This is a genomic window from Pseudomonadota bacterium (assembly GCA_013285445.1).
In the GTDB taxonomy this organism is placed as follows: domain Bacteria; phylum Pseudomonadota; class Gammaproteobacteria; order Xanthomonadales; family Wenzhouxiangellaceae; genus Wenzhouxiangella.
In genome coordinates this window covers 1,019,504-1,040,794 of sequence record CP053448.1, presented here as the reverse complement: position 1 = coordinate 1,040,794, position 21,291 = coordinate 1,019,504, and the positions used below count along the sequence as shown (strand labels likewise).

General features: G+C 64.0%; 16 protein-coding genes and 1 pseudogene. 10 read left to right on the top strand and 7 right to left on the bottom strand.

Going from position 1 to position 21,291, the window contains the following annotated elements; translation table 11 throughout:
• Positions 1 to 109 precede the first annotated feature (109 nt).
• From HND55_04790 to HND55_04780, 3 genes and pseudogenes are all read left to right on the top strand, one after another.
• Entirely contained in the window at positions 110 to 2,488 is a 2,379-nt protein-coding gene (locus HND55_04790) for a hypothetical protein (protein ID QKK02034.1), read from the top strand.
• Positions 2,481 to 4,250: a CRTAC1 family protein gene (locus HND55_04785; protein QKK02033.1), complete on the top strand. Its 1,770-nt coding sequence runs from the start codon at positions 2,481 to 2,483 to the stop codon at positions 4,248 to 4,250. Before HND55_04790 ends, HND55_04785 begins: the two co-directional genes overlap by 8 nt.
• 131 nt (positions 4,251 to 4,381) lie before the next feature.
• Positions 4,382 to 5,314, top strand: a pseudogene (locus tag HND55_04780) (hypothetical protein).
• Between the two features lie 118 nt (positions 5,315 to 5,432).
• Here the strand turns inward: HND55_04780 and HND55_04775 are convergent.
• The 6 genes from HND55_04775 to HND55_04750 all read right to left on the bottom strand — a co-directional run bounded on the left by HND55_04775 (position 5,433) and on the right by HND55_04750 (position 11,282).
• Positions 5,433 to 5,885, bottom strand: a complete 453-nt coding sequence (locus tag HND55_04775) for an SUF system NifU family Fe-S cluster assembly protein (GenBank protein ID QKK02032.1) — start codon at positions 5,883 to 5,885, stop codon at positions 5,433 to 5,435.
• Between the two features lie 74 nt (positions 5,886 to 5,959).
• Positions 5,960 to 7,207 (bottom strand): cysteine desulfurase, encoded by a 1,248-nt coding sequence (locus HND55_04770; protein ID QKK02031.1) that lies wholly within the window; start codon positions 7,205 to 7,207, stop codon positions 5,960 to 5,962.
• A gap of 110 nt (positions 7,208 to 7,317) precedes the next feature.
• Positions 7,318 to 8,517 carry a hypothetical protein gene (locus tag HND55_04765; protein QKK02030.1) on the bottom strand — a complete coding sequence of 400 codons (1,200 nt, stop codon included), beginning with the start codon at positions 8,515 to 8,517 and terminating at the stop codon, positions 7,318 to 7,320.
• A gap of 3 nt (positions 8,518 to 8,520) precedes the next feature.
• Positions 8,521 to 9,270 (bottom strand): Fe-S cluster assembly ATPase SufC, encoded by a 750-nt coding sequence (gene sufC / locus HND55_04760; protein ID QKK02029.1) that lies wholly within the window; start codon positions 9,268 to 9,270, stop codon positions 8,521 to 8,523.
• Between the two features lie 108 nt (positions 9,271 to 9,378).
• On the bottom strand, positions 9,379 to 10,824 hold the full coding sequence (gene sufB / locus HND55_04755) for a Fe-S cluster assembly protein SufB (protein ID QKK02028.1): 1,446 nt from the start codon (positions 10,822 to 10,824) through the stop codon (positions 9,379 to 9,381).
• Positions 10,821 to 11,282: an SUF system Fe-S cluster assembly regulator gene (locus HND55_04750; protein ID QKK03991.1), complete on the bottom strand. Its 462-nt coding sequence runs from the start codon at positions 11,280 to 11,282 to the stop codon at positions 10,821 to 10,823. Before HND55_04750 ends, sufB begins: the two co-directional genes overlap by 4 nt.
• Positions 11,283 to 11,406: 124 nt before the next feature.
• Between HND55_04750 and HND55_04745 the strand changes: the two genes are divergently transcribed.
• The 3 genes from HND55_04745 to HND55_04735 are packed head-to-tail and all read left to right on the top strand — an operon-like array spanning position 11,407 to position 14,869.
• Positions 11,407 to 13,230 carry a hypothetical protein gene (locus HND55_04745; protein ID QKK02027.1) on the top strand — a complete coding sequence of 608 codons (1,824 nt, stop codon included), beginning with the start codon at positions 11,407 to 11,409 and terminating at the stop codon, positions 13,228 to 13,230.
• Positions 13,224 to 14,210, top strand: coding sequence for a phosphotransferase (locus tag HND55_04740; protein QKK03990.1), 987 nt, complete (start codon positions 13,224 to 13,226; stop codon positions 14,208 to 14,210). The genes HND55_04745 and HND55_04740 overlap by 7 nt, the downstream gene beginning before the upstream one ends.
• Positions 14,198 to 14,869, top strand: a complete 672-nt coding sequence (locus HND55_04735; protein QKK02026.1) for a nucleotidyltransferase family protein — start codon at positions 14,198 to 14,200, stop codon at positions 14,867 to 14,869. Before HND55_04740 ends, HND55_04735 begins: the two co-directional genes overlap by 13 nt.
• Here HND55_04735 and HND55_04730 read toward each other — a convergent pair.
• On the bottom strand, positions 14,842 to 16,425 hold the full coding sequence (locus HND55_04730; protein ID QKK02025.1) for an alkaline phosphatase: 1,584 nt from the start codon (positions 16,423 to 16,425) through the stop codon (positions 14,842 to 14,844). The two genes, HND55_04735 and HND55_04730, sit on opposite strands and share 28 nt — an antisense overlap.
• Before the next feature lie 163 nt (positions 16,426 to 16,588).
• Between HND55_04730 and HND55_04725 the strand changes: the two genes are divergently transcribed.
• From HND55_04725 to HND55_04710, 4 genes are all read left to right on the top strand, one after another.
• Positions 16,589 to 17,701 (top strand): NAD(P) transhydrogenase subunit alpha, encoded by a 1,113-nt coding sequence (locus tag HND55_04725; GenBank protein QKK02024.1) that lies wholly within the window; start codon positions 16,589 to 16,591, stop codon positions 17,699 to 17,701.
• A gap of 58 nt (positions 17,702 to 17,759) precedes the next feature.
• Positions 17,760 to 18,104: an NAD(P) transhydrogenase subunit alpha gene (locus HND55_04720; protein QKK02023.1), complete on the top strand. Its 345-nt coding sequence runs from the start codon at positions 17,760 to 17,762 to the stop codon at positions 18,102 to 18,104.
• Between the two features lie 4 nt (positions 18,105 to 18,108).
• Positions 18,109 to 19,506, top strand: a complete 1,398-nt coding sequence (locus tag HND55_04715; protein ID QKK02022.1) for an NAD(P)(+) transhydrogenase (Re/Si-specific) subunit beta — start codon at positions 18,109 to 18,111, stop codon at positions 19,504 to 19,506.
• A gap of 80 nt (positions 19,507 to 19,586) precedes the next feature.
• Entirely contained in the window at positions 19,587 to 21,290 is a 1,704-nt protein-coding gene (locus HND55_04710; protein QKK02021.1) for a hypothetical protein, read from the top strand.
• The last annotated feature ends 1 nt before the right edge of the window (position 21,291 follow it).

Here is a 21,291-nt window from a genome sequence, read left to right as displayed (position 1 = left end):
GCGGGCCAGTGTCCCACGCCCTTTTCCAGGCCCGGTCCTCGCAATACCGGTCTGGAAGATGTAAAATTCAGGCCACTTTACGGCCGCTCCCAAAGCCCTGCAATTACCGTTGAATTCACCCGGCAAACAAACGCGTACGCACACCGCGACCGAGTGGCGCTCGCCCCTGAGCGTGACGACTGCCGGCATTCTGGTTTTCCTGGCCGCGAGCGGGCTGATCATCTACTTCTGGCCGTTCGGGGCGCTGCCCCAGACCGCGCTGATCATCCACACGCTTGTTGGAGTGCTGACCCTAGCGCCCGTGCTGGCCTACCTGTGGATCCACTGGCGCAACCGCCGCGGCGGCAATCTCAGCCACTACCAGCTCATCGGCTATGCAGCAGCACTCCTGACCCTCCTCTGTCTGATTTCGGGTCTTGCCGTCACTGCCCAGGCCCTGTTTGGCGATGCGCTGGGGGCTTTTTGGGACATGACCCATCTGCTCGCCGGCATGGCCGTGCCGGTTCTGTTCGTGGTGCACCTGGTCTCGATCCTGCTCAGGCCGCTCGGCCGCGGCGCTGCACGACAACCGGTCGTGCGTGCCCGGCGCGTATTCTGGGTTGGTTGCGGTGCCTTGAGCATCGTATTGCTTGCCGCAGCCGCTGTCTGGGCTGCCCGCCACCCGTCAGCCGAGCTGCAAACGGCCTTTCCCGACGACTACAACTGGCGCTTCGGCCCGGATCGGCCGTTTGCGCCCAGCCTCGCCAGGATTGACTACGGCGACTGGCAGGACGGACTCACGGCTCGCTTGGCCGGGCTGCTCGACGAGCCGGAGCGATCGGCATACCGGGCTGCATTGGAAAACCCCGAGGCGGAATCGGTTCGACTGCAGCACTATGCCGGCCATGACTCGGGGCTGTTTGCCCATCACCGCCGCGCCCTGCAGCAAGCCGGCGTGAGCAAAACCGAGACTCTCGCGGCGAGCGAGCGAATCCTGCGCGAGGCCGCCGAGTGGATTCAGCGCAATGGCGCGCTTGAGGCCCGTGCAATGGCCGGCTCGGAACGCTGCGGCAGCTGCCATGATCAGATCTACCGGGAATGGCTGCCCAGCGCCCATCGCTACGCCGCCATGGATGACCTGTTTCAGGTGGTACAGGAAGTCATGGCCGAGGAAACCTCGCCGGAGCACACTCGCTACTGTGCCGGCTGCCACGACCCGATTTCTTTGTTCAGCGGAGCCAAGAACAGCGGCAACCTCACGCTGAGCGCAACCGGGTTCGAGGAAGGCATTTCCTGTGTCTCCTGCCACAGCATCGTCAACGCTGATATTCAGGGCAATGCCGACTTCACGATTCGCCTGCCGCAGCCCTACCTGCATGAAGGCGCCGAAGGCACGCTGGCCGAACTGACCGCTGATTTTCTGATCCGCGCCTACCCGCGCCACCACATCGAGAGCTACTCGCGGCCACTCTACAAGACGCCTGAGTTCTGCGCGGCCTGCCACAAGCAGTACATGGACATCGATCTCAACACCGATATTGGCCGCGTACAGGGTCAGAACCAGTACGATAGCTGGGCACGCAGCCGATGGCATGACGAAGCCGATCCCGACAAGACCATTCACTGTCGCGAATGCCACATGCCGTTGAACGACAGTCGCGACCCGGCCGCGGGAGACGGCCATGACGTCTATCGCGCTGCAGACGACGGCAAGCACCGGAATCACCGTTTTCTCGGCGGCAACCAGTACCTGCCGACACTGCACGATCTCGAGGGGGCAGCCGAGCATGTTCGCCTGACCGAGCAGTGGCTGCGCGGTGAAATCGAGATCCCGGAAATCGCCGACAAGTGGACCGAAGGACCGGTGGTGCGCATGACCATTGACGCGCCAGAGACCATCGCCCGCGGTGAACGTACCCGTTTCCAGGTCATCCTGACCAACAACAAGACGGGTCACGATTTCCCGACCGGACCGCTGGACATGATCGAAAGCTGGCTGGAAGTGCGGGTTACCGACGACCTCGGTCGAGTCCTCTACCACAGCGGCCATCTCGACGAGCGCGGCGCGGTCGTCGATCCGGTCGCCTGGTTCAAGGCGGATGCATTTGACCGTGAAGGTGAACTGATCGACCGGCACAACCTCTGGGACCTGGTCGGCAAGAGCTATTCGCGCTCGGTCTACCCCGGCATGACCGACCGGGTCGAACTGCCGCTCGAGTGCCCGTCGGTGACGCTGCGGCGCATGGCCGCCGAGGTCCGCGACGATCGCGGCCGGCCGCCCGAATTCGATGCGGAAGGTCGCCCACGCCGCAGCGAGACCATTGCTTTCGACATGCCGGACGGGGAGGAAGACGGGGCCAGCCGGCTGCACATCGAGTCCATCCTCTGGTACCGGAAAGCCAACCCCGACTTTCTCGATCGCATGTACGGCCCGGAAGCCGACATGCGCGCACCCATCACCGAGATGAATCGCGCCACGGCCACCGTGATGATCAGCGACGATGCCTGAGCTGACCAGGCGTCACCGGCTGATGCTGCGCTGGGGCCTGATCACGACCGGTCTGGTCATCGTCCTCTCCCTGATTGTCTGGCAGCTGACCGGCCCGGTCGACCCCTACAGCAGCGACGATGATCCGACCCGTGGCGTCACCCACGCCCTCGAACGCCAGGCCAGCGCCGAGATGGCCGGTTTTCGCTTCGAGGCAGTCTCCGACATCGCCGGAATCGATTTTGACCATTTCCCCGCCATACGCCAGTCGCTGCTGCCCGAGGATATGGGATCAGGCGCGGCCTGGGGCGACTACGACAATGATGGCGACCCGGATCTGTTTCTGGTCAACTTCCGCGGCAACCTCGTGACCGGCGGCGACGGACGCTGTGCGCTTTACCGCAACAACGGCGACGGCACGTTCAGCGATATCTCGGCCGAGGCGGGAGTCGATATCGCGATCAACGGCCTCGGCGCGTCCTGGGGTGACTACGACAATGACGGCTTTCTGGACCTCTACATCAGCGCCTACGGTGAAAACGTGCTGCTGCGCAACAACGCTGGCCGCGGCTTCAGCGACGTGACCGCCCAGGCCGGCGTCGGTGATCCGGGCTTCGGCGCCGGCGTCGCCTGGGCCGACTATAACGGCAACGGCTGGCTTGATCTGTACGTCACCAACTACGTCGAATTCGACTACCGGCCAGAGGATCTCGACCGCACCGACCAGCAGTACGACACCGAGGTGCCTTACACACTCAATCCGTCCTCCTATTCGCCTGCCGCCAACCGTTTCTACCGCAACAACGGCGACGGCACATTCACCGAGATCGCCACGCAGGCCGGTGTCGCCAACCCGGATGGCCGCTCGCTGCAGCCGGTCTGGTTCGACTTTGACAATGACGGCCGTCTTGACCTGTACGTGGCCAACGACGTCTCGTCAAACGCAGTGTTTCACAATCGTCCGGAAGGCTTGCTCGACATCGGCGCCAGCTCCCTGGCTGCCGACTACCGCGGCGCCATGGGGCTGGCAGTCGGCGACTACAACAGCGACGGTCTGCTTGATTTGTTCATCACCCACTGGGTGGCCCAGGAAAACGTCTTGTTCGAGAACATGACGCGTCTGGATACAGCACAAACACCACGCGTTCTGTTCATGGAGGTCGGCGAGATGCTCGGACTCGGCTATTCCTCACTGCGCCAGGTGGGGTGGGCCACCGGTTTTGCCGACTTCGACAACGACGGCCAACTCGACCTGTGGGCCGCCAACGGTCATACCCTGCAGGATCGTAACGATCCGAGCCGGCTCATTGCCCAGCCGCTGTTGCTGTACCGCAACGTCGGTCAGCGCGGCTATGTCGACGTCACCGAGTACGCATGGCCCGACGCGCGGCCGCTGGTTGCCCGCGGCGGCGCCCAGGCGGACTACGACGGTGACGGCCGACTCGACCTGGTCATCATGATCCACGGCAGCCAGCCGGTGCTGCTGCGCAACATCACCGAACCGATCGGCCACTGGATCACGCTGCGGCTGCGCCAGAAACACCGGAACACCCACGCGGTCGGGGCCCGCGTACAGCTGCGCACCGGCCCGAAGGTACAGACTGCCCAGGTGCTTGCCGGCGACTCCTACCTGTCACAGCACCATGGCGACCTGCACTTCGGTCTCGGCACACATGACCGGATCGACGAGATCATCATCGACTGGCCCGATGGCCAGCGCCAGGTACTGACCGATCTGCCCGGCAACGAACGGCTGACCCTGACGCATACACCCGACTACTGAGCTCCGGCAAAGCCGGTAACCCGGCAGCCTCCAGGCCGGAACAGGCCGGCGCATCGCCCGGTTGGCAGAACGGGGGCGTTTTTCTCGTATGATGTGGGACTCTGGATCCGTCTCCAACGGAGGGCATAGCCATGATGGATTTCAAAATCGGCGAAGTTATCGGCCTGATGATGCGCACGATGCCGTTTCTGGTGTTTCGTTTTCTGATTTATTTCGGCATCACCCTTGCCTACGTGCTGGTGACCGGCGTTGGTGCAGGAATCGGCTATTTCGTCGGTCATATCGGCGACGATCCGGGCGCGTTCAGCGTCTGGGGCGGCCTGGTGGGCTTCGGCATCACCTCGGCCATCCTCTACTTCCTGCGCGAGTACCTGCTCTACATGGTCAAGGCCGGCCACATCGCCGTGCTCGTCGAACTGCTCGAAGGCCGTGAATTGCCGGGCGGCAAGGGCCAGATCGACTACGCCCAGGGCATCGTACGGGAGCGTTTCGTGGAATCCTCGGTGCTGTTCGGCATCGACCAGCTCATCAAGGCCGTGCTCAAGGCCTTCAACCGGGCGTTTTTCACCATCACCTCGTTCCTGCCGATTCCCGGCATCCAGGGCCTGGTGAACTTCATCAACACCATCATCAATCTGTCGCTGACCTACCTCGACGAAGTCATTCTGGCCCATAACATGCGCACCCGGTCCGACAACCCGTGGCGCTCGGGGCAGACCGCACTGGTCCTCTATGCCCAGAACTACAAGACCTTCCTGAAGAACGCCTTCTGGCTGGCCTTTTTCATCTGGGGCCTGACCTTCATCGTGTTTCTGGTGGTGCTGCTGCCGGTCGCCGGCCTGGTCTCGCTGTTTCCCGGCTCTGCCGGCATCCTGACGCTCGTGATCGCCCTGGTGTTCGCCTGGGGCATCAAGCAGGCGGTGATCGAGCCGATCGGAATGACCGCCCTGATGCAGGTGTTCTTCAAGGTCACCGAAGGCCAGCAGCCCAACCCGGAGTGGGACGCCAAGTTGAGCAAGGTCTCGAAGAAGTTCGGCGAGTTCAAGACCAAGGCCATGGACTGGGACCGCGAAAAGGGCAGCCAGGCCAAGCCCGGCGACGAACCGCCGCAGGGCGGCGCGCCGGAGGCCGGCACGCCCTGAAACAGCCTCCACGATCAGGGGGTTGCAGGCTCCCCGTCCGCTAAGCGGGCGGGGGCTTCTCCCCGCTTGCTGCTGGCACGTCAAGCGCTCGCACCGCCGTGTGCCACGGCAGAACTGCATTGCGAACGCGGGCCGGAAAACCACTGACCGCACGCAGACAATTGATTTCTCCCAGCACCGGATCGTCCGCCAGGGCAGTATTGGCCAGCAGCTCCCGGAACCGCTGGCAGGCACGCTGCAGCTCGGTTACGCTGCGCCCGCGCAGCCACTGAGTCAGCATCGAAGCGCTCGCCGTGGTGATCGCGCAGGCCTCGCCGGAAAACGCGGCTTCCACGATTCGGCCATCTATGACGCGCAGCTCAACAAGGATATCGTCGCCGCACAGGGCGTCCTGGCCGCGTGCGCTGTGGGTTGCGCCCTGCAGACGGCCGCAGTGATGGGGGCGGCGGTTGTGGTCGAGGATGACCTGCTGGTAAAGCGCCTCGAGTGCCATGGCCGTTAGTGTACCCCGTCACTTTATGGTGTGCGGCTGAGCCAGGGGCAGGCCGGCACCGGGTAGGCCACGGGTCAGACCAGCATTTGCCGGGCCTCCTCCAGTGCGTCGAGAAAAACGTCGATTTCGGTGCGCAGGTTATAGGCGGCAAACGATACCCGGGCCGTTGCCGGCAGGTCGAAAAACTGCATCACCGGCATGGCGCAGTGGTGTCCGGTACGGATGGCAACACCATGGTGATCGATGATGGTGCCGATATCGTGTGGATGGACCCCATCGAGCGTGAAGGAAATCACCGGCCCCTTTTCGGCAGCCTCACCGATGATACGCAGTCCCTTGACGTCCTGCATGCGTTCAGTGGCGTAATCGAGTAGGCGCTGTTCCTGCCAGGCGATCGCATCAATGCTGACCGCTTCCAGAAAGCGCACGGCCGCGCCGAATCCAATGGCGCCGGCAATATTCGGCGTGCCGGCCTCAAACTTGTGCGGCAACTCGTTGTAGGTCGTGCCCTCGAAGCTGACTCGACTGATCATCTCGCCGCCACCCTGCCAGGGCGGCATGTCCTCGAGCAGCGCTTCACGCGCCCACAGGGCCCCGATACCGGTCGGCCCGTACATCTTGTGCGCTGAAATGCAGTAGAAATCACAGTCCAGCGCCTGCACGTCGACGGTCATGTGCGGCGTGGCCTGGGCACCGTCGACCAGCACCTTCACATTGTGCTGCCTGGCAATCCGGCACACCGCTCTGACCGGGTTGATCGTGCCAAGCGCATTGGATACATGCACGATGCCGATCAGCCGGGTTCGCTCATTGATCAGCGCAGCCAGCTCATCGACGATCAGTTCGCCCCTGTTGTTGATGGGGGCAACCTTGAGCACCGCGCCGGTCTGCTCGCACAACAGCTGCCAGGGCACGATGTTGGAGTGATGCTCCATGTGCGTCACCACGATCTCGTCACCGGGCTCCAGGCGAGGGCGCAAGTAGCTTTGCGCCACCAGGTTGACCGCTTCGGTGGTGCCGCGGGTAAAGACCACTTCACGCGTGGACGCTGCGTTGAGCAGGCGGCGTACGTCTTCGCGCGCACCCTCGAAGGCGTCTGAAGCTTCGACCGAAAGCTGATGCACGCCGCGATGCACATTGGCGTTGTAGCGCCGGTAGAATGCGTCGACCGCCTCGATGACCTTCAGCGGGCGCTGCGCGGTGGCAGCGTTATCGAGATACACCAGCGGCTTGCCGTGAACCGTCCGGGCAAGCACGGGAAACTGATCGCGCAAGGCGAATACGTCGAGCTGGTCTCTTACTTTCGATTCAACGGTTGCCATGTCTTCTCGTCCGTGCTTCGGTACGGAAAGGTTAACGGTTTCAGGGTTCAGGTTTCAGCAATGACCGGATCGGTATCGGTTTGAGACCTGAACCCAGATACCGTCACGACTCACAAGTGTCTGTGCAGCTCAGCCAGCAGCCAATCGCGAATCGACTCATCCGTCACGCCTTCCAGCGGTGCGGCGGCAAAGCCGTACTTCAGGAGGGTGTTGGCGTCATCGGCCGGCAGGCCGCGTGAGCGCAGGTAGAACACGGCATTGTCATCGATCTGACCGATCGTCGCGCCATGACTGGCGGTGACTTCCTCGGCATGGATCTCCAGTTCCGGCTTGACGTTGAGTCGCGCGGCCTGACCCAGCAGCAGATTGCCGGTGTTGAGGTCCGAATGACTGTCATCAGCGCCGGGATGGATATGGATGCGCCCGTTGAACACCCCGACGCCGCTGCCATCGGCCAGCAGGCGAAACGATTCACGGCTGTTGGTATGACCAACGCAATGATCGATCGATGTGTGATAGTCAACATGCTGCTTGGAATCCACGACCACCGTTCCGTCGATTTCGCCGACCGCGCCGGCGTCACTCAGAAGCAGGTTCAAATCCTGCCGTCCCAGACGCACACCGGTGTCGAGCACGTAGCCGCGATACCCGGCACCACACGACAGCTCGACGCGAGTGCGCACGACGCGCAGGAGTTCGCCACCGGAACGCCGCATGATGTGCCTCAGCGCTGCGCCCTGCTCCAGGCGGACGTCCATCACCGCATTGACCATGCCTTCGCCGCCGCCGAAATGCAGCTCGATCAGCGTCGCTTGAGCGTTTTCTCCCAGATCGATGAACAGCCGCGGGTGTATCGCCGCTGCGAAATCCTCGGCGGTCGTGAAGGCAAGCGCCAGCGGACGATCCAGCTCGCCGTCGATGCGCAGTCGCCAGGCTTCGCCTAAACAGGCCAGGTTGAGCCAGGCAAAGGCGTCCTCGCGCCCACCGTATTCGATGCCCTGAAAATCATCGACCGTGGCCCGCTCGAGCCTGACCCCGTCAGGAAGCTGCAGGCCGTCCACAACCAGCAATCCGTTGCAGAAATGCAGCAGGTCTACGTCGAAGGGCAGCGCCGGCGCGTACGATCGTGATGCAGCGGCAGATGAAAAACTCCGCTGTTCGAGCAGCCGCAGCGATGTGTACTTCCAGGCCTCGGTTTTTAGATCGGGAAAACCGTGCTGCATCAACGCACGACGGCCACGCTGACGCAGCTCGGCGTAACTGTCGGTCCGTTCAGGCGCTGCGGCCAGTTTTTCGGCGAGCTTGTTCATCCTTCACGCTCCGGCCGGTTCCAGATGGGCATAGCCCTGCGCTTCCAGCCGTTCGGCCAGTTCCTGTCCGCCGGATTCGACAATGCGACCGTCAGACAGCACGTGCACCCGGTCAGGAGTGAGGTGGTTCAGCAGACGCTGATAGTGCGTGATCACAACGAAGGAACGCGCATCATCGCGCAGCCGGTTGATGCCCCCGGCTACCAGCTTGAGCGCGTCGATATCAAGGCCTGAGTCGGTTTCGTCCAGCACGGCCAGCTTCGGCTGCAGCACGGCCATCTGCACGATTTCGTTGCGTTTCTTCTCGCCGCCGGAGAAGCCCTCATTGACGGCGCGCTTGAGCAGCGCATCATCCATTTTCAGCTGGCCGAGCGACTCACGCACCATCTTGAGAAAAGTCATTGAATCGATCTCGTCCTCGCCACGCGCCTTGCGCTGGGCATTGAGGGCGGCACGCAGGAAATAGGCGTTGTTGACGCCGGGAATCTCGACCGGGTACTGGAAGGCCAGGAACAGCCCCGCCGCGGCGCGCTCCTCAGGCGCCATGTCCGACAGATCCCGGCCCTCGAAGCTGATTGAGCCTTGCGTGACCTCGTAGCCTTCACGGCCGGCGAGCACATAACCCAGCGTCGACTTGCCCGAGCCGTTCGGGCCCATGATGGCATGCAGCTCACCCGGACCAACTTCGAGGTCGAGCCCCTTGAGTATCTCTTTACCACTGACGTTTACGTGCAGGTTTTTGATATTAAGCATGATCTTGCGTTCTCGTCTCTATCTCGCCGCAGGTCGGGATCGCATCCCCGGCACCCGGCGTTTGGGTTGTCTTTACGCGCCGGCCGTGGCCGCATCCCCGACACTCTGCTATCCGACGGCACCTTCCAGGCTGATCTCGAGCAAGGCCTTGGCCTCGACCGCAAATTCCATCGGCAGCTCCTTGAAGACTTCCTTGCAGAAGCCGTCGACGATCAGAGCCACCGCATCTTCCTCACCGAGCCCGCGCGCGCGGCAGTAGAACAGCTGATCCTCACCGATGCGCGAAGTTGTTGCCTCGTGCTCGACCCGGGCGCTCGAATTCATCGATTCGATATACGGAAAGGTATGCGCACCACAAGTCTTGCCGATCAGCAAACTGTCGCACTGGGTATAGTTGCGCGCGTTCTCGGCGCGCCGGGCCATCCGCACCAGCCCGCGGTAGCTGTTGGAACTGTGGCCGGCAGAAATGCCCTTGGAGATGATCTTGCTGGTCGTATCGCGACCCAGATGAATCATCTTGGTGCCGGTATCGGCCTGCTGGAAATTGTGGGTCAGTGCGACTGAATAGAACTCACCGGCCGAACGATCGCCGCGCAGAATGCACGATGGATACTTCCAGGTGATTGCCGAACCGGTCTCGACCTGGGTCCAGGTGATCCGTGCATCGTCCTCTCGGCAGTCGCCGCGCTTGGTGACGAAGTTGTAGATACCGCCCTTGCCGTCCTCGTCACCCGGATACCAGTTCTGGACCGTCGAGTACTTGATGTGGGCCTTTTCCCTGGCGACCAGTTCCACCACAGCGGCATGCAGCTGGTTTTCATCGCGCATGGGCGCGGTGCATCCTTCCAGATAGCTGACGTGGCTGCCGGGTTCGGCAATGATGAGCGTGCGCTCGAACTGGCCGGTGTCGCGGGCGTTGATACGAAAGTAGGTCGACAGCTCCATCGGGCAGCGTGTGTCCTTGGGAATGTAGACAAACGACCCGTCCGTGAACACGGCCGAATTGAGCGCCGCGAAGTAGTTGTCTGTATGTGGCACGACCGATCCCAGATATTCGCGCACCAGGTCCGGGTGCTCCTGCACGGCTTCGGAGAAACTGCAGAAGATGACACCGGCTGCCTTGAGTTCTTTCTGGAACGTGGTTCCGACAGAAACCGAATCGAACACGGCATCGACGGCGACACCGGCCAGTCGGGCACGCTCGTGCAGCGGCACACCAAGCTTGTCGAACGTCTCGAGCAGTTTTGGATCAACCTCGTCGAGACTCTTGGGCCGGTCCTTCTGTTTCGGCGCTGAATAGTAGTGAATGGCCTGAAAGTCGATTGCCGGCAGTCTGAGCTTGGCCCAGTTCGGTCCGGTCATCTGCTGCCAGTGATGAAAAGCCCTCAGGCGCCACTGAAGCAGCCACTCCGGCTCGCCCTTCTTGGCCGAGATCATTGCGATCACGTCTTCATTGAGCCCGGCCGGCACGCGATCGGATTCGATATCAGTATAGAAGCCGGCCTTGTATCGCTGCTGGATGTAGCGCTCAACCTGTTGGGTGGTCTGATTCATGAAACCTCTCTTGCGGTCGCTGCCAGGCTCTCGGCGCGAATGGCAATACGCGGTGACTGCGGTTCGGCCAGGTCGGCCAGGCTCAGCCCGGCCAGGGCGCTTTCGACCGCCCGGCCAATGCGCTGCCAGTTGCCGCGCAGGCTGCAGTCCGACTCATGCGAGCACAGGCCAGGTTCAAGGCCGCACTCGGTCAGAGCGATCGGTCCTTCCATTGCCCTGACGATCCGGGCCACGGAGATCTCTTTCGGCCCTGCAGCCAGTCGGTACCCGCCATTGACGCCACGAACCGAGTTGACCAGGCCGGCGCGCGCCAGCGTTTTGAGCACCTTGGCAACTGTCGGCGTCTCCAGGCCGGTGCTTTCCGCCAGCCGGCTGGCCGGAAGACAGGCGTCCGGACGCCGCGCCAGCTCGGCCAGCAGCACCGTTGCATAATCGGTCAGCTTGGAAATCCGCAGCATGCGCTGCTCCGCAATCTTGCCTGCTGACATTATGCGGATCCGGTCGGGTTAAAACAAGACCATTTAGGTACCTTTTTGACCGGCACGGACTGCTACACTACGCGCATTTTCCAGACCGCAGGCCATGACACCGGACCCATACAGCTTCAACGTGTCGCTCGGTTCGGACACGGGTAGCAACGCCCCGCGCTATATCGCGCCGCCGTTCAACGCCCGTCGCATCAACGATCGCGAGACCTTGCTGCTGATGGCCGGCAGCGACCATCCGCAGCGCGTCACGCTGGAACATACTCGGCTGCTCGCGGCCTGCGACCGGCTGCGGGACGCCAGCGAACATGCCGCACACATCGTCCGGGCGCTCGGCCTGCCGGCCAGCCGCACCGGCGCCATTGAACAGGCCGTGCTGGAGCTGGCCGGGCGCGACCTGCTGATCGATCAGCAGCAGGTGCTTCAGCGCATCGGCAGCGGTCATTCGAGCGAGCATCCGGCGCCGCTCACCACGCTGTTCATTCGAACCTGCCGACGTCCCGAAATGCTCGAACGGCTGCTCACGCAGGCGGCCCGATCCGGTTTGCCCGAGACACTGAAACACCTGGTCGTCATCGACGGTGATTCACGACCCCAGGGACAGCGGGATACAGCCCGGCTGCTCGACACATTGCGCCCCGGGCTGTCACCAGCACTGATTCATCTGGCGAAAGACCGACAGCATCAGCTGATTGAACAGCTGGCCGATGATGCTGGCGTCGACGGGAGCGATCTGGGCTGGTTCCTGACCGGCGACCCGGCCGACCCGGCCCTGCCCTACGGCAGCGCGGTTAACCTGGCGCTGCTGCTCGGCGCCGGCCAGCGCATGGCCATGCTCGACGACGATGCAGTGCTCGAGGCCTACCGTTTTGATGCTGCCGATGACCGACCGGCCCTGGTCACCGAACCGGCCGGCCGGCTGCAGTTCATCGACCCGGAAGCCGACTTCAGCTCGCAGTTCCGGCCCAGCGAGCGCCATCCGATCGAAGAACATGCCCAGATACTGGGCGAATGCTGCGCGCTGCTGGTTGCAGCCGGCCGCGAACATCCCGAAGTGCTGCTCGACGGACTCGATCCACAGCTGTTGTCGGTGCTCTCGGCCGGAGCCACTGTCAAACTCACCACCAGCGGAACGCTGGGCGATCCGGGCACTTCCGGAATCGAGTGGGTCTTCGGCGAACCGCCCCGGCATCTATCGGCCCTGTGTCGGGACGAGAACGCAGGTCGCGCACTCCTGTTTGGACGGCAGCTGGCGCGCGCGCCAGAGCATCTCCAGGCAACGCCGAACTACGATCTGATGACCACGACGCTGACCGGGATCGACAACCGCGAGCTCCTGCTGCCCACCCAGGCGAAGGGGCGCAACGAGGACCTGCTCTTCGGGGCACTGGTCACCTACCTGCATCCACGCTCACTGCATGTGTCCCTTCCGCACATGCTCGTTCACCGGCGCACCAAGCCCAGGCGCTGGTGCGAGTCCGATCTCGACCGGTCCAAAGGCACCAACCGTGGCGCCTTTCTCAGCCAGCATATCCGGCGTCTCGGCTTCGCCGTCGATGCCGATGATATCGATAGCCGTGTCGGTCTGTTACGCCACGCTTTGGCCAACCTCGCCACGCTGTCGGACGCCGAGATCCGCGCCCAGCTGTGCCAGGACCTGCTGCATCTGCGCGGACAGACGGTCGAGCGCATCCGCATGACCCGGCGCAGCATGCAGCTGCCGGACTGGCTGGCCGGCTGTTTTGATCGTGTACTGGCAGCACAGGGGCAGCTGCCGGATGCGGCCGGTGATCCGCTGGCCCAAATGGCCGGCGAACTGCGCGCCTTCTGCCGCCGCTACGTCAGCGGTCTCGCGGCCTGGCAGCGCGCCTGGCACCACGCGCGCGACACGCGTCTGATCGAGCGCCTGACGCGATCGTGACCGACGAGAGACGACGTCTTGCCGAGCAATGGGCGGCCAGCCGGCTCGGCTGGCCGCGCTGGTCAAGCGAGGCGCTCGCATCCGATGCCAGCTTCCGGCGTTATTTCCGCCTCCGGCACGCCGGCCGCAGCTATCTGGTCATGGACGCGCCGCCTCAGCGCGAGGCCGTCGGTCCGTTTGTCGAGATTGCCGGCCGGCTTCGGGCCGCCGGCGTTCACGCCCCCGAAGTGCTCGCCAGCGATCCCGACACGGGCCTGGTCCTGCTCGAGGATCTCGGTCGCCGTCCCTACCATCACGCGCTCGATGAGGCCAGTGCCACACCCCTGATGCAGGCCGCCATCGACACGCTGGTGCTGATGCAGACGCACACCGACACCCGCGGCCTGCCGCACTACGACCCGGCGCTGCTGCTTGGCGAACTGGCCCTGTTTGTCGACTGGTTTCTGACCCGTCACTGGCAGGTGCAACCCACCGAACAGGAGCTCGACGGCTGGGATCACGTCTGCGCGAATCTGCTGCGCTGGGCGCTGGACCAGCCCAGGGTCTTCTGCCATCGCGATTTCATGCCGCGCAATCTGATCGTCTCCGAGCCCAACCCGGGCGTCATCGACTTTCAGGATGCAGTCATCGGACCGATCAGCTACGACCCGGTCTGCCTGTTCCGCGACGCGTTCCTGAGCTGGCCGCCGGCGCGCGTCGATTCTTGGCTGGAAAACTACCGCCGAGCTGCCCTTGCCGCCGGCCTGCCGCTGACCCCTTCTGCCGAACTGTGGCGCCGAACCTGCGACATGATGGGTGTGCAGCGCCACCTCAAGGTCATCGGCATTTTTGCCCGCATCCGCTACCGCGACGGCAAGCCCCACTACCTCGATGATCTCCCGCGCTTCATGACCTATCTGGATGCGGCGATTGCGCGCAATCCGGAACTGTCGGAGCTCGAACTTCTGCTGGCCGCCTGGAAACAGCGATGCGCGCCATGATCCTGGCCGCCGGTCGCGGCGCGCGGCTGCGGCCACTGACCGATACCCGGCCGAAGCCGCTTGTCGAGGTCGCCGGCCAAACGCTGATCGAGCGCCATGTGCAGGCGCTGGTCGCGGCCGGATTCGACCGGATTGTCATCAACCTGGGCTGGCTTGGCGAGCAGATCGTCGAGACACTTGGCAACGGTGCCGATTTCGGTGCACAGATTGCCTATTCCCGGGAGCCACCCGGCGCCCTGGAGACGGCTGGCGGAATCGTGCACGCGCTGCCGCTGCTCGGGAATGCGCCATTTGCCGTGATCAGCGCCGATATCCTGACCGACTTCGATTTCGCCCGCCTGCGCCGACCACTGCGCGCAGCCGCCCATCTGGTGCTGGTCGATAACCCCGGGCATCACCCGCGCGGTGATTTCGCGCTCGCCGGGCCGCGCGTCGTTGCCGAAAGCCATCGACCGCGCCTGACCTTCAGTGGCATTGCGGTTTTTGACCCGGCGCTGTTTGCCGGCCTGAAGCCGGGACCGCGCCCGCTGCGCCCGGTGCTGATGCGCGCCATCGCCCGCAACCAGGTCAGCGGCGAGCGATTCGGCGGGCGGTGGGCCGATATCGGCACGCCCGGGCGGTTGCACCGGGCTCAGCAGTCCTGGTCCGAATCGTCCTGAACCCGGCACATCAGGCGCCGCCAGTCGGGCAAACCCTGCTCGTTGACCAGTGCGGCCGCGACCTGCGCCAGCGGCGGCATGGCCTGGACCATCACGTGAAAGATCATGTGCTGATCGATTGCGCCGTGGATGACCTCGGCGCCGGCACCACGGGCGTAGACCGGCACGTCTTCCCCGCTGTGGGTCGCCGACCACAGACCGACGGCGGATTCCTGCCGGTAGTCGGGATCACGCGGATCGATCGTTCCGAAGTCCGGCCGTTCGCCGCCACGGTAGCCGGGGCCGTTGGCATAGCCCAGTACGGTTATCGGTCGGCCCTTGTCGTCGCGCATCAGACGCTCCTCGCGCGGCTGCGGCCCGGGCCGCTCGGCCAGACCCATGACCGGATTGCCACGCCGGCCGTAGCCGCCGAAAGTGAGCGCGTGCCCGTGGTCGGCGGTGACGATGATCAGCGTGTCGTCACCGGTCATCTCGTCGGCGACCCGCACCGCTTCGGCAAAGGCGATGGTATCGGTCAGGGCACGCCAGGCATTGTTGGCGTGATGAGCGTGGTCGATCCGGCCGCCTTCGACCACCAGCACGAAGCCGCGCTCACCGTGCCCGAGCAAGCGCAGCGCCTTGGCCGTCATCCCGGCCAGGGAGGGCTCGCCGGCAGGATCCTCGGGGCGATCGTGCTCATAGCGCATATGGCTGGACTCGAACAATCCCAGCAAGGGACCGCCCAGTTGATCGGGCAATGCGTCGAACTGCGCCCGGTTCCACACATACCGACCGCTGGCATGCCGCTCCTGCCATCGCTCGATCAGGTCGCGATCGTCACCCCGGTGCCCCCGCGCATTCGCATCTTCCGGGTCGCTTTTTCCGGTTGGCACAAAGGCCCGGCGTCCACCGCCGAGCACCACATCGATGACGCCAACCGGATACTCAACCAGCTGACGGGCGATATCCCGACAGCCACCATCACGCTGGGAAGGAGGGATGCCGCGGTCGGTCTCCCATTCACGGTCGACTGAATGAGCGTACAGCGCTGCCGTAGTCGCATGGGTGATCCGTGTCGTGGTCACGATGCCGGTGCGCAGGCCGGCATGCACGGCAAGATCGATCAGCGAGACGCGCTCGCTGCCGGCCATCGAGGCACAGTCACCGCGCCGGGCGCGCTGGTCGACCCGGATTGCGCCGGCAAAACTGCGCACGCCGGTTGCCATCGCTGTCATGGTGCCGGCCGAGTCCGGCGTCTGCCGGTCCGTGTTGAATGTGCTGGCCAGGGCGGTATACGGAAAGCGCTCGAAGTGCAGTCGGTTGCGCTCACCGGACTCGCCGCGCAGCTGTCCGGCCAGGATGCGGGCTGCAGCCACCGTCGCGAGGCTCATGCCATCACCGACAAACAGGACGAGGTTCTTTGCCGGCGCTGCGCCGGTGACCTGCCGCCGCTCGGCCACCTGCCGGGCCGCGTCGGCGTACCAGGCCTCGGGTGATTCGGCTGCCCGCACAGCGCCGGCCAGGCCAAGCACGGCCGCCACTGAGGCCAGCACACAGGTTCGACTCAATCGGCTCATGGCGCGCACTGTAACGGAAAACGATGAAGTCCGGATGTCGGATTGCGCCACGCCGGCGGGCCCTGCATAGGGTCAGATCAGCCGAATGGGACCGGATATCGAGGCAACAATTGATGTAGCAAGGGTCAGCGGCTACACTCTGCTACCTCTACGAGGGACTGCCATGACGCTGAAGATCGGAATTGTCAGGGAAACCACGACCGGCGAGCGCCGCGTGGCGCTGGATCCAGCGACGGCCGGCCGCCTGGCCGCCGGCGGTCACGAACTGCTGGTCGAAACTGGCGCAGGCACCGCTGCGGGTCACCCCGACGCGGCCTGGGCGGGCTGCCGAATCATTGACCAGGCCGAGCAGCTGGCCGGTGAATGTGACATCGTGCTGACCGTGCGGCGCCCGCCGGACAGCCTGCTGTCGAAAGCGGATTCCGGCACGCTGGTCATCGGTCAGCTCAACCCCTTCAGCCAATTCGATGCCCTGCGCCAGGTAGCCGAACGGGGGCTGTCCCTGATCTCCATGGAGCTGGTACCGCGCATCACGCGGGCACAGGCCATGGACGTATTGTCTTCCCAGGCCACCATCGCCGGCTACAAGGCGGTCATCGTCGCCGCCGACATCGCCCCGCGGCTGTTCCCGATGCTGACCACCGCCGCCGGCACCCTGAGACCGGCCAAAGCCGTGATCATCGGGGCCGGTGTCGCGGGCCTGCAGGCGATCGCCACGGCGCGCCGGCTGGGTGCCCAGGTCGAAGCCTACGACATCCGCGCCGCGGCCCGGGAACAGGTCGAGTCGCTCGGGGCCCGCATGATTGACACCGGCGTGGACGCAGAGACCGAAGGCGGTTATGCACGCGAGCTGACCGACGAAGAACGCCAGCAGCAGGCTGACGCGCTGGCTGAACATCTGGCGCGGGCCGATGTGGTGGTCTCCACGGCAGCCATTCCGGGGCGGCCGGCACCGACAATCATCACCGAAGCGATGGTCGATGCCATGCAGCCCGGCAGCGTGATCGTCGACCTGGCCGCCGAGACCGGCGGCAACTGCGAGCTGACCCGGCCTGGCGAGACCGTCGACCACGACGGCGTACTGATCAGCGGACCGCTCAATCTCCCCTCGCGTGCGCCGCTGCACGCCTCGGAAATGTATGCCCGAAACCTGTTCAACCTGCTTGGTCTGCTGATTGACGAGGGCGGCGGGCTGACGGTTGACACCGACGACGAAGTGATTGCCGGCTGTTTGCTGGCGCACGGCGGTGCGATCGTCCACGAGAAGTTCAAGTGAGGGTTCAGGGGTCAGGATTCCGGGTTTCGGGCTGCCGTCCGACGAAGTGTTCGTCCGGATGTCGGTTCGTGGGCTCCCAACACCGATTCAAATTGCGAGGAAACGCCTGATGGAAGGCTGGGTAGCGCTCTACATATTCATGCTGGCGGCATTTACCGGCGTCGAGGTCATCTCGCGCGTGCCGGCCATTCTTCACACACCCCTGATGTCGGGGTCGAATTTCATTCACGGCATCGTGCTGGTCGGCGCCATGGTCATACTGGGCATGGCCAGCACCACCGCCGAGATGGTGGTCGGTTTCATAGCCGTGTTCCTGGCAGCAGGCAACGTGGTCGGAGGCTATGTCGTGACCGAACGGATGCTCGAGATGTTCAAGGCCTCCGGGCCGCGCAACAAGGAGTGAAACGATGATACCGGGTCTCGACTTCATCGTTCCCGCCGCCTATTTCGTTGCCGCGGTGATGTTCATCTACGGCCTCAAGGCGATGAGTTCACCGGTGACCGCACGCCGCGGCATCCTGTGGTCCGGAGTGGCCATGCTGGTCGCCATCCTGGTCACCTTCCTCCACCCCAAGGTCGAGGGCAACTACGCGCTGATGATCATTGCCATCGGCATCGGTTCCGTTGCCGCGTGGTGGACCGCCCGACGCGTGGCCATGACCGACATGCCGCAGATGATCGCGCTCTACAACGGCATGGGCGGCGGTGCCGCCGCGGCGATCGCCGCGGTCGAGCTGCTCAAGGCCTTTGCCGGCCAGGTCGACATGGACCTGGCAACCATCGTGCTGGCCGTTGCCGGCGGCATTATCGGCTCGGTTGCCTTTTCGGGCTCGTTGATCGCCTTTGCCAAACTGCAGGGCTGGATGCGCAAGACCTGGCGCTTCGGGGGTCAGCAGCTGCTCAATCTGCTGGTGTTTGCTGCCACCCTGGTGCTCGGTGGTCTGCTCGTCATCCAGGGTCCCTCACCGCAGCTGCTGTTGCTGTTCTTCGCCGCCGCACTGCTGGCCGGCATCCTGATCACCGTGCCGATCGGCGGCGCCGACATGCCGGTCGTCATTTCACTCTACAACGCCCTGACCGGCCTGGCCGTCGGTTTTGAAGGCTACGTCCTCCAGAACCCGGCCATGATGATTGCCGGCACCGTGGTCGGCGCAGCCGGCGCCCTGCTGACCCAGCTGATGGCCAAGGCGATGAACCGGCCGCTGACGAACGTGCTGTTCGCCGGCTTCGGCAAGACCGACGAGGACGCGCAGGGCGGTCCGGCCTCGGGCGAGATGCGCTCGATCGATGCCACCGATGCGGCGATTCAGATGGCCTACGCCGAAAAGGTGATCATCGTGCCCGGCTACGGCATGGCGGTTGCCCAGGCGCAGCACAAGATCTGGGAACTGACCGAGCTCCTGACCAGCCGCGGCGTCAAGGTCAGTTTTGCCATTCACCCGGTGGCCGGGCGCATGCCGGGTCACATGAACGTGCTGCTGGCCGAAGCCGGTGTGCCCTACGACTTGATCTACGACCTCGAAGACATCAACGCCCAGTTCCCGACCACCGACGTGGCCCTGGTCATCGGCGCCAACGATGTCGTCAACCCGGCCGCCCGCAAGGACAGCGCCAGCCCGATCTACGGCATGCCGATTCTGGACGTCGACAGGGCGCGCAACTGTATCGTCATCAAGCGTGGCCAGGGCACCGGTTTTTCGGGCATCGAAAACCTGCTGTTTTTCGAGGACAACACCCGCATGCTCTACGGTGACGCGCAGAAAGTGGCGCAGCAACTCATCAGCGGCGTGAAAGCGCTGGGCTGATCCGAAACCGATTGCCCTTGACAAGTGTATTGGTGTTGTATAACACTAATGCCATAATCCCATCCGAGGAGATATCAGAAATGACCAGGAATTTCACCATCGTGCTGATGACTGCCCTGCTGATCGCCGGCTGCGGCCGGGACGAGGCCGAGCAGGCCCCGGCCGAAGCGCAGCAACCGCAAGACGCGGCTTCCGCATCCACTGCACTGTTTGACCGAATCGACGCCGACACCCCATTGCTGTTCGCCAACCTCCAGACGCTGCCGGAAGACCTCAGCGAAAGGCTCTGGAAGCCGATGGAGGCGTTCGCCGAAATCAACCGCACCAGCTACGAGACGATCGCCGAGGAAATCGACTCCGCGCTGGCCAGTGCCCTGATGGAGGAGATGTTTGCTATCGACAGTCGCGCAGCACTCGCGGAGCGCGGCCTGCACCCCAACGGTCACTGGGCGATGCACACAGTCTCGGTGTTTCCGTTCGTGCACTGGCAGCTCAGCGACAGCGATGCCTTTGCCGCCATGCTTGAGCGCATCGCCGAAAAAGCCTCGTCGGAAGCGGGCTGGCGCACGATCGACGACCAACGGCTGCTTTGGATTGATTTCGACGCATTCGGCGTCGCCCTGCACCACGATCAGGACTATGCCACCGCCGCGCTGGTGCCGGATAACCTCGCCCTGCTGCGGCGCGTTGCCAACCTCGATCAGCCAGCCAGCGCTTTCGATCCGGACGACCTGGCCGAGTTCGGGCGTGAACGCGGCCACACCGCATACGGCAGCGGCTTCGTCGAATTCAAGACCCTGTTCAATGTGTTGCTCGACAGCGACGACGAGATGCTGACGGCCGCCGAAGCCACCGCACCAATGGCCGAGATAGGCAATGATCCGGCCTGCCGTGCCGAGCTCGATGCACTGGCAGCGACATTCCCGCGCATCAGTTTCGGTTATACCGAAGTCAGCGCCGAGCGCATGGGCATGGACCTGATTTTCGAGACGGATGCCGCCTTTGGCCAGCGACTCTCGGCTATCGCCCAGGCCCCGGTCAGTCTGACCGGCAGAGAGAGCGGCGTGTTCGATTTCGGTCTGGCGTTCAACATGGTTGCCGCACGCGACTTTGCGCGCGAACTGGTTGCCGGCTGGGTGGAAAACCCGCCGCAGTGCAGTCTGTTCAATAACATTGCCGTCGGTGCCGAAGACTGGCAGACCGCGCTCAATCAGCCCATTCCGCCGGTGGTCACCAATCTGTACGGCCTGCGACTCGGCGTCGACAGCTTGCAGCTCGGCGAGAACGCCGTGCCGGTCGATGCCGGTGGGATCTTTACCCTGCACATGCGCAATCCGCAGATGCTGCTCGGCATGGCCCAGATGTTCTCCCCGGAACTGGCCTCGCTGCAGCTCGAACCCGGCGGCGAGCCGGTCGAGCTGCCCGCCAGTCTCCTGCAGGGCATGCCCTCGCTGTCGGCCTATGCCGCCCTGGGCAGCGATGCGCTCGGTATCGCGATCGGCGAGTCCCAGCGCAGCCAGCTGCCCAGCGCGCTCGAACCGACCGAAGGCGACAACGCGCTGATGCACTACGGACTGAACTTCGAGGGCTACTCCAAGGTCATGTCCACGCTGATGAATCGGATGGCCGAGCAGCTCCAGGAAGCCAACCCGGAATCCGACATGGTCCAGGCCGCGGACGCCATGAACATTCTGGGAGAAATCTACGAGTACTCCGGTGCCACGGTCTTTCTGACCGAACGCGGCATTGAAGTCCGCAGCATGACCCGTCTCGCGCCTCAATAGC

Coding starts and splice junctions, on each gene's coding strand:
- sufB (QKK02028.1), bottom strand. CDS start 10,824: ATGAATCAGACCACCCAACAGGTTGAGCGCTACATCCAGCAGCGATAC.
- HND55_04775 (QKK02032.1), bottom strand. CDS start 5,885: ATGGCACTCGAGGCGCTTTACCAGCAGGTCATCCTCGACCACAACCGC.
- HND55_04730 (QKK02025.1), bottom strand. CDS start 16,425: ATGAGCCGATTGAGTCGAACCTGTGTGCTGGCCTCAGTGGCGGCCGTG.
- HND55_04725 (QKK02024.1), top strand. CDS start 16,589: ATGACGCTGAAGATCGGAATTGTCAGGGAAACCACGACCGGCGAGCGC.
- HND55_04770 (QKK02031.1), bottom strand. CDS start 7,207: ATGGCAACCGTTGAATCGAAAGTAAGAGACCAGCTCGACGTATTCGCC.
- HND55_04785 (QKK02033.1), top strand. CDS start 2,481: ATGCCTGAGCTGACCAGGCGTCACCGGCTGATGCTGCGCTGGGGCCTG.
- HND55_04735 (QKK02026.1), top strand. CDS start 14,198: ATGCGCGCCATGATCCTGGCCGCCGGTCGCGGCGCGCGGCTGCGGCCA.
- HND55_04745 (QKK02027.1), top strand. CDS start 11,407: ATGACACCGGACCCATACAGCTTCAACGTGTCGCTCGGTTCGGACACG.
- HND55_04710 (QKK02021.1), top strand. CDS start 19,587: ATGACCAGGAATTTCACCATCGTGCTGATGACTGCCCTGCTGATCGCC.
- HND55_04715 (QKK02022.1), top strand. CDS start 18,109: ATGATACCGGGTCTCGACTTCATCGTTCCCGCCGCCTATTTCGTTGCC.
- HND55_04720 (QKK02023.1), top strand. CDS start 17,760: ATGTCGGTTCGTGGGCTCCCAACACCGATTCAAATTGCGAGGAAACGC.
- sufC (QKK02029.1), bottom strand. CDS start 9,270: ATGCTTAATATCAAAAACCTGCACGTAAACGTCAGTGGTAAAGAGATA.
- HND55_04750 (QKK03991.1), bottom strand. CDS start 11,282: ATGCTGCGGATTTCCAAGCTGACCGATTATGCAACGGTGCTGCTGGCC.
- HND55_04765 (QKK02030.1), bottom strand. CDS start 8,517: ATGAACAAGCTCGCCGAAAAACTGGCCGCAGCGCCTGAACGGACCGAC.